This is a genomic window from Mycoplasmopsis edwardii (genome assembly GCF_900476105.1).
Lineage (GTDB): Bacteria > Bacillota_I > Bacilli_A > Mycoplasmatales > Metamycoplasmataceae > Mycoplasmopsis > Mycoplasmopsis edwardii.
The window spans coordinates 685068-698075 of sequence record NZ_LS991951.1; the positions used below are offsets into that span (position 1 = coordinate 685068).

Genomic DNA, 13008 nt, shown 5'->3' on the forward strand with positions numbered 1-13008 from the left:
ATTAGCAAATAAACGCATATTGTGCTAAAATTATATTTATGAGTAAAAAAAGAGATTACTATGAAGTTTTAGGAATAAACAAAAATGCTTCAGAACAAGAAATAAAAACAGCTTATAGAAGCCTTGCGAAAAAATATCACCCAGATAAATTGAAAGATGGTACAAGTGATCAAAAAATGCAAGAATTAAACGAAGCATATGAGATTCTTTCTAACCCTGAAAAAAGAAGTGTTTATGACCAATATGGACATGATGCAGCAAACGGTAAAGCAGGAGCTGGTGGCTTTGGGCAAGGATTTGAAGGTTTCGGTGGTTTTGGTGGATTTGAAGATATTTTTGAAAACATTTTTGGTGGATTCGGAGGGTCTAGAAGATCTAATCCAAATAGAGCAATGAAGGGTGATGATATTAGAATCATTAAAAAAATTTCTTTCATGCAAAGCATTAATGGTGACACCTTAAAAGAAACTATGAGTAAATATGAAACATGTTTACATTGTGGTGGAACAGGCGCAGAATCTAAAGCCGACATTAAAAGATGTGATACATGTAATGGAAGTGGTCATGTAACAAAAAGAGTGAGAAGTATTTTTGGTATGACACAACAAAATGTTGTTTGTGAGACTTGTTCTGGTACAGGTCAACAAGTTACTAAAAAATGTTCAGTTTGTCGTGGTACAAAACATGTTAAAAATTCTAAAAATGTTAATATTCCAATTGAACCAGGAATTAAAGACGGAACTATGTTAAGACTTTCAGGTTACGGTGAACCAGGAATTAATGGTGGTCCGGCAGGTGATTTATTCATTCAAATTAGCATTGCTGAACATAAATTCTTCAAAAGAAATGGAAATGACTTATATTTAGACTTTCCCGTTTCATTTATAGATATTGCATTAGAAAACGTTGTAGAAGTCCCTACACCTTATGGTAATGTAAAAATTTCTATGAAAAAATCTTATGAGTCAGGTCAAATCATAAGAGTGCCTAAAAAAGGAATTAACACCAAACATGGTGCAGGTGATTTAAAACTTGTTCTACAAATCACTTACCCAGATATTTCTAAATCTGATAATAAAGAGATGCTTAAAGTGTTTGAAAACATTAAAGATTCTTCGAACCAAAAATTCACAAAGAGCGTTGAACAAACATTGAGATAATAAAATTAGGTTATGTACCTAATTTTATTATGCTAAAAATGAAATAAAAAAATCTTAAGCATTACACTTAAGACTTTTTTAAACTATTTTTGTGATAATTTATCGTTAATAGCTTTAAGTTGTTCTAAAATTAACTCTTCAACAGATGGTTTTGCTGGAGCAGCTTCAACAACTGGTGCATTTTTTTCTTTTCTAGCTTTAATTGCGTTTTTAATTAAGAAGTATGAGAATAATAATACAAATAATAATGATGTAACAATTACAAAGTTGATTACTGTTCCAATGAATTTACCAACTAACATTCCATGTACTTTTCAATCTTCTAATCCGCTTTTTCCTAGAGCATTTGAGATGGCAGCCATAATAATATCGTTTGCTAAAGATGCAACAACAGCATTAAATACAACTCCAGCTAAAAATGCGATAGCTAATAATAATATGTTACCTTTTTTAAAAAAGTTAACAGCTTCTTTTAAAGAAGTTCTTGTTAAATTGCTTTTCATTTTTTCTCCTAATATTTTTTTGGTTTTAATGTGAAAATATTATAACCAAATAATTAAAAAGTAAACTCTAAAATAAAAAAATATTTTCTTACAAAAAATGCATAATTTAGGCAAAAACTAGCCAAATTATGCATTTTTGTTTATTTAATAAAAAGGCAAGAGCCAAATTTAACAAAATTTTTTGAAGAAAATATTTTTTAATTTAGCTATTTTTTATTATTTTTTGCCTTTTTGTAAATTAGTTTCTTGTAATCTAACTAGGTTTTTTAAGTCTTTAACTTCTTTTAAAGTTAATTTTCTATATGAGCCAACAGGCATTTTATCCACTGTTATACCAGCATATTCGATTCTTTTAAGGTTAATAACCTCTTTATTTACTACTTTAAATAATTCTTTAACATGGTGATATGTACCTAAAGTTAAAGCTACTAAATAACTTTTTGGACTATCTTCACCAGCAGTTGTAACGTATTGGTTACTTTCTTTATTATTAACAATCACAGTTCCATTTAATGTTTTTAATTCGGCTTTACTTAGAGCTTCATTTAAACGTGCTCGGTAAACTCTATATATTTGATATTTAGGGTGTAAAAGTTTGTTTGCTAGATCTCCATCATTTGTTAAAAGTAAAACACCGGTTGTGTCATAATCTAGTCTTCCTACTGGAAAAATTTTATAAGGAGTATCAATTAAGTCAGTAACTAAAGTTCTACCAAAATTATCTTTTAAAGTACAAATAGTTTTAGCAGGTTTATTTAAAACAAAATAAACTTTGTTTTCTTCAGCAATTGGTAAATTATCAAATAAGATTTCATCATCAAAACTTGCTTTATCACCTAGTTTTGCTACTTGTCCATTAACTTTAACTCTACCTTGTAAAATGTATGATTCAGATTCTCTTCTTGATGCAACACCAGCCATTGATAAGATTTTTTGAAGTCTTTGTTTTTCCATTATTTCTCCATATATTTATTATAAATTTTTAATGATGTTTCATCAAATACTACTTTTTTATCATTTACATTTCAATCATAAGTTACTTTAACAACCTTAGCAAAACCTTTATCTAGGTCATTAAAGCAAAGTTCTCTCACTTTTTGAATTCCTGGGAATTTTCTACCTTCGCAAATTTTATCTGCAATAAATAAAATCTTATCAAGTTTGCTCATTTCCATTCTCATTGATGTATGGCACGCAAGGGCATCAAGAATTTCTTGGTTATTGATTTTATAACCGTGTTTAGCTCATAATGAACCACAATGTTGGTGTAAAAAGTGTTTTGGTGTATTTTTAAGTTCTGGTGCATATTCAGCTAAAAATTCATAAGAAGCTTCTTCTGACCATTCTTTAGCAATATCATGAATTAAACCGGTGATATAAGCAGTTTTAGCAGGATAATTATGCTTTTTAGCTAGTTCAGCTGCAAATTGTGCACAAGCTACACTGTGCTTTGCTCTAAGGGCGCTTAATGAGTTATGAACAATAGTTTCTAGATATAATCCTTTGCTTTGGATATAATTCATAACTTTAGGATCAACTGCATCTAAGAAACCTTTTTTAAAGTCAGTTGAAGAGTAATCGAAAAGATCATTTTTTAAAAGTTTAACATTATACTTTTTAGCGTTTACTTTATTAATGTTTTTTGATCTTCTAATAGAAACCATTTGAGTTAATTGTGCAATTTCATCAATATCTTTTCATTTATGTAATTTTGGTAAATTATCTGAACCAATAACTAAGAATAATTCATCATTTGGATATTGTCTTTTTAAGTACTTAACTGTTTCAATTGTGTAACTTACATTATTTCTTTTAGCCTCAAATAAACATAATTCCATTTTGTCTTCTAAAACCAAATTAATCATGTTGATTTTATCTTCAACCGAAATACCTTTCTTTTTAAAAGGCGAAACATAAGTTGGGACAATTAATAACTTATCTAAATTTAATTCATTAATAACATATTTTGCAACTTCAATATGTCCTTTGTGAATCGGATCAAATGAACCACCATATATACCAATTTTCATATTTACTCCTTATTTATTGAATAATCCTGTTTTAATTTTTTTACCAAAACGACTTTCTCGCTCTTGAATTTTAGCTAAGTCTTTTAATGTATAGACGTTATTTGTTTTTGCACGTTGTTTGATTGTTGAGAGGATTCTATTAATTTTTGAATTATCTTTTTCATTATGTTCTTCGAATAAAGATATTTTCTCATAACTGTTATAACTTTCAATTAAACCTGAAACCCTTACTCCAACACCTTTAATTTCTTGATCACAAAAGTTATCTTCAAACAATCTATAAATAATTCTTTTGATCTCTAACTCATCATTAGTATAACTATGAATAATCTTTTGTTTTGTAACTCAATTTTTACTTGGTTTTCTTATTGCCAGTGTAATAATGTTCCCTTTTTTCTCATAGAGATTTAATCTTTCCGATACCTTTTGAATTAAACTGTTTAATTCCGTAAAAATTATTCTTTCATCATACGTTGGTGTTTTAAATGAAGTTTCGTTACCAACACCTTTAAGATCATCTGATGTGTTAGCAAATTCCTTAATGTCTATATTAAGGGCATCTAAGTATTTGTATATTGTTGTTCCAAATACTGTTTTTAATTGGAAATCATGTGTTTTGCGTTCGCTTAAGTCTTTAATTGTGTTAATTCCAATTGCTCTAAGTTTATTTGCTGTTTTTTCACCAATACCATGGAATCTTTCTATATCTAAATCAAAGAATCTTTCTTTATAGTTATCTTTATTAGTTAATCCAATTCCAAATGGTTTTGAAATATTAGTTGTCATTTTTGAGTAAAATTTAGTTAGTGAAACTCCAATTGAAACTGGTATTTTAAATTTCTTTAAAATATTGTTTTGAATTTCTTTAGCAACCTTAAGAGCTTGATCATCATCACTAATTTGTGACTCTTTAAAAAATAAAAAACATTCATCAATTGAAGCAACTTCAATTTCTGAAGAATATGTTTTTTCTAAGTATCTAAAGATTTCATTTGAAATTGTGTTATATAAATCAAACCTTGATTCAGTTACAATAGTTTTAGGCTCAATTTTCAAGATTTCATAAATCTTCATGCCTGCATGAGCGCCTTTAGCTCTAAGTTCATAACTTACAGAAACAGCAACTGCATGAGCTGTATTTTTAGCTATAGCAACTGGTTTATTATTTAGCTCTGGTCTTATTGATCTAACTGCGCTTACAAAGTAACTATCAAAGTCGATGTGAAAAATATATTTATTTAATTTCATTAATAATTGTTTTTGAAGTTAATAATGCACAAGCCATTCTACTTAAATGTTTTTTAACATTAAAAAAGACTCATAATTCACCAAGTGAATTTATTTCCTCGTCACTTAATTGTTCTTCATTTAAAAATCTTTCATATAAAACTAAAAGTTCATTAATTTCTGATTTTGATTTACCTTTTAAGATGTTTAATAAAATGTCTGTTGAAGCAAGAAATACAGAACATCCGTGACCATTAAATTTAGCATCTTTTAAAACATCATTATCAAAACTTAACGCAAGATCTAATTTATCAGAACATGTATTGCTAAAACTTGTTATAAAATCATCTTTAAGTGCTTCTTTGTTATCGGGTTTCATATAGTGATTCATAATAATTTCTCTAGCTTCGTTAGGGTTAAAACGCATAAAAATCACCTCCATTCTTAAGTTCTTCTACAAGTTTGTCAATATCACTAAAATTATTATAAATACCTAGCGAGATTCTTAAATATGATTGTTCTGAATATAGGTTTCTTAAGTATTGTGCACAAAAGATTCCTGAAATTGTATAAATGTTTTTTGATCCTAAATAAGTGGCTACATCTTGAGGATGAATTCCTTTTACATTAATTAAACAAATAAAATCGCCAGGTTTTGAAAATACTTCTACATTGTCTAATTTCGAAAGTTTTTCATGTAAGTAAATTGATAATTTTGTTAAGATATCTTGAGTTTTTTTATAACCAATAGCTTCAAAGAACTCGAGCGATTTATCAAACATATAAATGCCAGCAAGATCAGGAGTTCCTGGTTCAAATGCTCTAATATCACTTTTAGATACTCATGAAAGTTCTGAATCAATTTGGTTGACTGTTCCTCCACCAAATTTAACAGGTCAAAGTTTACTTAAAATATTTTCATGAATAATTAAGGCGCCTAATCCAGTAGGACCATAAAATTTGTTTGTGCTAAAGGCAATTGCATCACTATTAGTTATTGAAACTTTATGATGTGAAATAGCTTGGGCAGCATCATTGAAAACAATTGCGCCTTTAGCAGATGCTAATTCATGAATTTTGTTCAAATCGAATTCTTGAGCAAAATTATTTGTTTCTTGGCTTAAGGCAACAACTTTTAAATTGTCATATTTTGATATATCTTCAATAATGTTTTCTGAAATTTTAACAAAAGCTTTAGTTGTTTTTGCTATTTCAATTCAAGGAATCATATTTGAAGAATGATTGTAAGCATTTAATAAAATAATATCGTTAGGTTGAAGTAATCTTTCAAACATTTTTGCAAACAAATTTATTGATTCAGTTGTTCCACTTGTGAAAATTACTTCATTTGGTTTGGCGTCAACTAATTTTGCAATTTTTGATCTAACTTGTTCAATTTTTTGATTTATTAAATTTCCTAATGGAGTATCTGCCGTTCTTGATGAAATTGATTTTGATGAATAAAACTCACTAATTGCATCTACCGCCATTTTTGGCTTTAAAACTAGAGCAGCGCTATCAAAGTAAGTTATATTATCTAAAATCGGGAATTCTTTTCTAATTTCTTTGTCCATTATAGTACCACCAATAAGATTTTTCTTAATGTGAAATTGTAATTAGGTATGAACTTAAATTCATCTAAAAAGTCATAGTAAAATGATCTTTTTTTATTATTAAAAGGTATTGAGTGAATTTTGCTTTTTAAATTTAAGTTATTGTCTTTTGCTGTTCAATAAAACTTTCGCTTATTAATTTCGCTATAAAAGAAAAAGAAAAAGAAATTCTTCAACATATTTTGGTGATTAGGTTCACTAACCACAACTGCATTATCAAAGAACTCATCAATAAAGTCATCAATATAGTGCATAGATCTCATATTGTGTGCTATGTTATATTCTTCTTTTATAGTTATCTTGATATTTACTTTATTAAATTCTGATACTACATAATTAATTTTTTTAAATATATTTTTGAAGTAAATTTTGTCAAAAAGATTCATTAGTTAATACTTGCCTCAAGTTTTAATAAAGTTTTATAGAAGTTTTGTAAAATCGCATTTACATATTTGTAAATAACGTTATCAAGTGTTTCAACACCGTTATCATCTTGCGGTGATCCAAAATACATTTTTGCTATTTCTACAGCCTCATTAATAACGATTTTTGGATCTAGACTTCAAAACTCATTAGCTGCATTAATCAAGATCGCTCTAACTAATGGAGAGTTTCTTTCTCAAGGCCTATCAGGGTTAACTAGCTTGGCAAAAACTTTACGAATAAAATCTTGTCTTTGTTCAATTTCGTTGAGTTTAATAATTTGCTCTGGTTTTAATGTTGGGTTGTTTTCAACAATTGCTTTGTAATTTACTGACTGATTTAAAAGTTCCGCTGTATAAATTTCTGAAATTACTTCAATTCTTTGCTTACGCATTTTGCCTATTCTAATATTATTTTCCATTTTGCTCCTAATATATATTTTAATATTATATATTAAAAATCGTTTTTAAGGATAAATAAAAGCCGCACCACTAAAGGCGCGGCAAATTTTATATTATTCAAATATTAATTTGTTATTAACTATTTTATATTTATTATTATTTACAAAATTATCACTATTTTCTAATTTATATTCAAAGTCATCAATATTATCAAAAATGCCCCTTGCTGCTAGCATAATTAAGTCGTAAACCATAATCATTGCTCTAACATCATTTTCGCAATATCTTTTAAGTTCTGGGACAATGTTGTTAAATCAAACTCCATCATTTGTAGCCCCTAAATATCTGTTAGAAGCCTCAAACATAGCCATTGTTCCTTTTTGTATTTTTAACTCTGCATAAGGTGTAATTAAGTTTTTAAGTTGGAATTTATTTTCAGTAATAAAATGTTCTATTTTTTTAATTGAATAAAAGTATTTTAAGTACCCAATATGGAAATTAGCAATGCTATCAGGTAATGATTCTAAGCTTTCTAATTTTTCAAATTTTAATTTGTTATCAACAATTTCGAATTTGAAAAGATTATCAATTTCAACTTCAGAATTATCTTTCACTTTTCTTGGCTTGAAAACTTCTAATAAATCCACTGTATGTTTATTAATATGATCTATTCTATTAATAATTTCATTTTTCGCATCTTCAACATTTATTGTTTTGTAATGGTTAACTAATCAGTTTTTAAACTCTTCACTTGATTCCCCTATATCATTTAAAGAGTCAATCACTATTTTGCGTATTTCCTTATTTCTTGAATTTTCATATGTTTTATTATAGACAACAAAGAAATCAGCTTTGTCTGCATATATAGCATCAATTATTTGTACAAAGTCTTTTAAGTTTAAACTCTTTGGATCAACAACAATATTTTCTTTTGAAATATCATGCCCATTTTGTGTGACAATTACAGAAACCTGGCTAACAACTTGTTGATAGCTACCAACACCATTAAAAGGCGAGATTATGTCTGCGAACCCTTCATAATCGTATCATGAGATTCTTGCATCTTTAATATGTAATTGTTTAATTTTATTTAATGATTCAACATTAAATATATCACTTACTTTTGTTAAACTCTCAATTCTGTTTTTTAAATCATCAATATTATTATATGAATCCATTCTGGCTACTGTTCCCGAAAGTTGAACATAATCGTATCCACGATCTTTAAAGCATATTTCTCTCAAGGCATTTGTAATTTCTTTTCTATTGCTTATGAAAACTTTATCAATTACAAAGCTATCAATATTAATTTTATAATTAAAGTTCTCTGTGTTTTTTAGTCAATAATCAAGCACACTAAATGCATTTTTATTTTTTTCGATATCTCCAACCTTTGAAGCAAAATATAAAATTGCATCAATGTTAACAGATTCGCCAAATGTAATAAATGCTTGCATAATGATTTCTTGATATCATCTAAATGCTTCAAATTTAGCTATTTCTGGATTTTTTAATTTAACATGTTTTAAAGGTAATATTGCTAAGTTCTTTCCTAACAAGTTTCCATGTTCGTATTCTGTGAACATATTTTTCCATCTATCATCACCATCATATTTTTTCTCATTAAATAAATCAATATTCTGGTCATAAAATGAGTTTAGATATTCTAAATTATCCATCGCGAATACAGAACCATCTGTTCTATATTTAGAACTTAAAATTCTAGATTCTCTTGCTGTTTCTAAAAATGTGTGTTCATTTTCATAATGTTTAATTACTCTCGGAAGATTGTAATTGGTGTTTTCAACAACATATTTATCACTATATAACAATAAACCCATTCCTGTTTTATTCATAAACCTATGAATATTTATTGCATAGTCCATTGCTAGTTTTTCGAGAGCCATTGCGCCTTCAGATGCATATGCTGATTTAGTAATAAAGAAATTGATTTCGCCTTTTTTAGATCTCTTAAAAAGATTGTCCCTTGGATCAATAATTATGTTACTGATGTCTGATAATTTGATGTTTAAACGTTCAAATATTTTGTACATATAGAAAGCTAAATAGTTGGTTTCATTTTTTGCTCTCGAAGTATATGAAAGTATATATAAATTAACCTTTCCGCCTTCTATATGTATTGCAAACGGATTTGCAGTAAATTTAAATTTTTGTTCTTTATAAATTTCATCAATACCAATAACTGGATTAATTATTAATGAATTTGTGTCTTTCACTACAAGTTCATTAATTAATTTGATTGTTGATGAAATCTTGTTTTCCATATCTAGTGTTTGAGATATGACTTGGATATTTTCTTGTTCTACATTTAATTCGGTAATAAGAAAATCTTGTGCTCTGTTTTTAAAATTATAATAATTTGAAGCAATGATTTCGATGTAATTTTTTTCTTCCTCTTCTTTCACTTCTAAACCAATTTCGTGTAATCTAGATGAAATATATCCAGTACCCTCTTCATCGATTTTAGCGAAATCAAATGTTGCTTTCATATCGCTATCCAAACCATCGCCATCGTCTTCATTATTTTCGCTGTCTTTATTTTGGTAGTCTGTTTTATTTAAAATGTTTTGTAAATCCTGTAATATGTTTTTCTTATTAAAAATTAAAGCGGGATTCATTCCAAATACTCTGCTGAATGTAGATCAATTAACTAAAACAAAATCATTTTTATTTTTCATAATTTCCCTTCTCATCATATTTAATTTTTTTAAACTTCTAACATTTTAAAATTTTGTATTTAGACTCCCTAAGAACCTTTTCCACTCTTTTTTGTTAAAAAAATCCTGAAAACCACAAAAAGTAGACAAAATCCATTTTTATAATTTTCTTGAAAATTATACTAAATAAAAAATCTATATATATGTGTAAAATATAAAATTTTTTCAAAAATACCTTTAGCACTATATATAATGCTTAAACGTATTTTTTAAGTATAAAAAAGAACGCTAAAAATTAACGTTCTATGATCTCATTTTTATCTAAATTGTAAATTTTGCTCGGTTTTCCTGATGGCTTACCAAAGTTAAAAACTTGCTTAATTTCGGGAAAAGTTTCACTTGCTTTTTCTATATCAATCACTGGTTGACCAGAGATATTTGCGCTAGACATATATATTGGACCAAGCTTATCAATTAAGTCCAAGAGACCTTTTTGATTCGGCATTCTAAACCCTTGATTATTAATTATTATCGATACATTTCCAGGTCAATATTTCTTAGCAATTTCTTCTGCTTCAGAAGTTCATTCTTTGAATTGTTTAAGTTGTTCGTATGAACTAACTAGTATAATAATTTTCTTATCAAGAGGTCTTTTTTTGATCTCATAAATTTCTTTAAGTGTTTGGTTTGAAACTTTGCCCCCAATACCTACAACAGTGTCTGTTGTCGATACAAATAGGTTGCTATATTTTTCTTCCATAAAATAATTATAAGACTTTTTAGCTTTGAAGTAATTATTTTTAAAAACTATATGGATAAAAGTTTATAATTATAAATATGAAAAAGTTATTTAATTTATTATTGTTATTTGCACCTATTACGCTAGCAAGTGTAACCTCTTGTCAAGCGCCAGATACAACTAAAACTGAAAGTACAAAAAACAAAATTGAAAACAAAGGAACTGGTTCATCTACAAATTCAACCACAAGTGGCCAAGGTTCTAAAAAAGAAGATCCTGTTACAAAACCAGGTAATAGTTCAAGTTCAACAGGAACTCAAGATAGTTCAGATACTAATGTAAGTCAACCTACTAAAAAAGTAGCTAAGAAAGTGGTTGCTTTATCCACTAATCAAGAAAATAATAGTTCGCCAGTTGTTATTAGTATGTTTTTAGAAACATCATTTGAAGAAACTGACTTAACTAAATTTAAACTGAAATTAATGAATAATGCAAAAATCTTTAATCCAACAAGTTTTTCAGGTAACAAACTTGTTTTTGTTCTTGGAGGATTAAAGGGTAATACAGAGTTTACAATTGAATATGTTAAGCATGATGAAAATGATTTTGAATTTAACCAAAGAGTTAATAAATCATTTAGAACATTAGAGAATAATGAGTCAAATAATGAGCCAGGTGAAGCAAAACCAGGAGAAGATCCATTTGGGGGGTCAAACACTCCTAATTTCCCATGATTGAACAGGGATTATAGTGCAGAAAATTCATACCCAAGCAACGCAACTGGATTTACAGTTGTTGATCCTCAAGTTATTTATAAAGAAATTTATGACAGAACATTCTCAGTTAAATTTGGAGTAAACTTAGAACCAGATGCTACAAAACCTGTTTCATTCATGTCAACAGCTTCAGGTACAACTTGATTACTTGACTATCACAAAGTTGATGAAAATAAATACAAATTATTCTTTGCAACAAACTTACACGTTATGGCAGAATTCTCTAACTCATTAACAGATCAATTAAATAGACAATTAAATTACGAAGACTTTAGAGGGATAAAAGTTAACTCTATTTCTTTAGGTAAATCTAAGGTAGATCAAACATCATTCCCTGATAGAGAAAATCGTTATCCATATTCAAGAGAAGATAATTTCACAGCGAAATACTATGCTTCAGATAGTAAGTTTACAAATATAGGCGAAAGTGATAGAGCATCAGATAAAACTTTATTTACACCAGGTATTACTTCACAACCTAAAATTGTTTTTGCAGGATATGATTTTATAGATAGACAATATATGCAAGATTATCAAGAAGATCTTAAACAACAAGCAAGAAAAAGATTAGAAGAACTTGATTCAAGCGATGACGAATATAAAAACCTAAAAAGAACTTTAGACAATAATGAGTTTATTCCTTCATACACAGACTTTGGTATTTTTGAAATTGATATTGATTTATCATTAATGGATGAAACATTCAGATCATGAGTTTCTAAAGCTATTAATGGTCTTAACAGTTATTTAACAAGACTTAAAAACACAACAAAACTTCCTAACCAGGATAAAAGTATTTCGTCATACATGCAAACAATGGATTATGTAACAGCAAATAACACAAACGACACATCTGGTAATAACCTTAAAAATGCCAGAGACTTATTTATTGGTGGTTACTCCGGAAAAGGTGGTGGTAATGCTTTCTGATCAAGAAATAATCCAATTGAAAGACAATCAGAATCTGAATCTTCATACAATAGATTAAATAAAAACAATAAGAACTCATTTGCATATGCTTCAGGTCATCATGAAGAAAAAATGGGATTCAATGGTCCATCAATTTATACATCTGTTTTTGGTAGAACGTTAGCACACTACTATGGTTACAATTTAACTGTTAGATATTCATCATTAACATATGGTTCATCAGGTTCTGTTGTGTATAATGAATTTGGACAAATAGTTGGTGTTTATAACCAAGTTAGTGCAGATGTTGATACCGATGACTTATTAAGGGAAGCGAGATTCTTATCATTATTATTAGCTAAAGATCAAACAATTAACAATAAAACAATCAAAGCTTATAACTTAATTGATGGTACAGATAAATCCAAATATCCAGCTCAAACAGCTTCATTTAGACAAAACTTAATGAAAATTTATCCAAACGGGTTTGCTGATGGAAGATTTAATACAGCACTGTTCCCTGAAGGATTTAAGAAGGATTAGAAAACA

At 28.0% G+C, this 13008-nt stretch carries 12 protein-coding genes; 2 read left to right on the top strand and 10 right to left on the bottom strand.

Going from position 1 to position 13008, the window contains the following annotated elements:
- Nucleotides 1-38: 38 nt before the first annotated feature.
- Nucleotides 39-1160: a molecular chaperone DnaJ gene (dnaJ, locus tag D2846_RS02880; RefSeq protein WP_117275649.1), complete on the top strand. Its 1122-nt coding sequence runs from the start codon at nucleotides 39-41 to the stop codon at nucleotides 1158-1160.
- Nucleotides 1161-1243: 83 nt separating this feature from the next.
- Here dnaJ and D2846_RS02885 read toward each other — a convergent pair whose 3' ends face one another.
- The 10 genes from D2846_RS02885 to D2846_RS02930 form a co-directional block, all read right to left on the bottom strand.
- A complete protein-coding gene (locus D2846_RS02885) occupies nucleotides 1244-1663 on the bottom strand; it encodes a large conductance mechanosensitive channel protein MscL (protein WP_117275651.1) in 420 nt (139 codons plus the stop codon).
- Between the two features lie 216 nt (nucleotides 1664-1879).
- Nucleotides 1880-2617, bottom strand: a complete 738-nt coding sequence (locus D2846_RS02890) for a pseudouridine synthase (RefSeq protein ID WP_117275653.1) — start codon at nucleotides 2615-2617, stop codon at nucleotides 1880-1882.
- Nucleotides 2617-3693, bottom strand: a complete 1077-nt coding sequence (locus D2846_RS02895) for a nicotinate-nucleotide adenylyltransferase (protein WP_117275656.1) — start codon at nucleotides 3691-3693, stop codon at nucleotides 2617-2619. The genes D2846_RS02890 and D2846_RS02895 overlap by 1 nt, the downstream gene beginning before the upstream one ends.
- Nucleotides 3694-3702: 9 nt before the next feature.
- Nucleotides 3703-4941, bottom strand: coding sequence for a Y-family DNA polymerase (locus D2846_RS02900; protein WP_117275658.1), 1239 nt, complete (start codon nucleotides 4939-4941; stop codon nucleotides 3703-3705).
- Complete coding sequence (locus D2846_RS02905) at nucleotides 4928-5347, bottom strand: iron-sulfur cluster assembly scaffold protein (protein ID WP_117275660.1); 420 nt, start codon at nucleotides 5345-5347, stop codon at nucleotides 4928-4930. Before D2846_RS02905 ends, D2846_RS02900 begins: the two co-directional genes overlap by 14 nt.
- A complete protein-coding gene (locus D2846_RS02910) occupies nucleotides 5337-6494 on the bottom strand; it encodes an aminotransferase class V-fold PLP-dependent enzyme (protein WP_117275662.1) in 1158 nt (385 codons plus the stop codon). Before D2846_RS02910 ends, D2846_RS02905 begins: the two co-directional genes overlap by 11 nt.
- On the bottom strand, nucleotides 6494-6919 hold the full coding sequence (locus tag D2846_RS02915; protein ID WP_117275664.1) for a hypothetical protein: 426 nt from the start codon (nucleotides 6917-6919) through the stop codon (nucleotides 6494-6496). Before D2846_RS02915 ends, D2846_RS02910 begins: the two co-directional genes overlap by 1 nt.
- Nucleotides 6919-7377, bottom strand: coding sequence for a transcription antitermination factor NusB (locus D2846_RS02920; protein ID WP_223211511.1), 459 nt, complete (start codon nucleotides 7375-7377; stop codon nucleotides 6919-6921). Before D2846_RS02920 ends, D2846_RS02915 begins: the two co-directional genes overlap by 1 nt.
- 93 nt (nucleotides 7378-7470) lie before the next feature.
- A complete protein-coding gene (locus D2846_RS02925; RefSeq protein WP_170128429.1) occupies nucleotides 7471-10056 on the bottom strand; it encodes a UU173 family protein in 2586 nt (861 codons plus the stop codon).
- Nucleotides 10057-10330: 274 nt separating this feature from the next.
- Nucleotides 10331-10795, bottom strand: coding sequence for an L-threonylcarbamoyladenylate synthase (locus D2846_RS02930; protein WP_117275668.1), 465 nt, complete (start codon nucleotides 10793-10795; stop codon nucleotides 10331-10333).
- 77 nt (nucleotides 10796-10872) lie between these two features.
- Here D2846_RS02930 and D2846_RS02935 point away from each other — a divergent pair, with 77 nt between their 5' ends.
- Complete coding sequence (locus tag D2846_RS02935) at nucleotides 10873-13002, top strand: MIP family Ig-specific serine endopeptidase (protein WP_117275670.1); 2130 nt, start codon at nucleotides 10873-10875, stop codon at nucleotides 13000-13002.
- Nucleotides 13003-13008 lie beyond the last annotated feature (6 nt).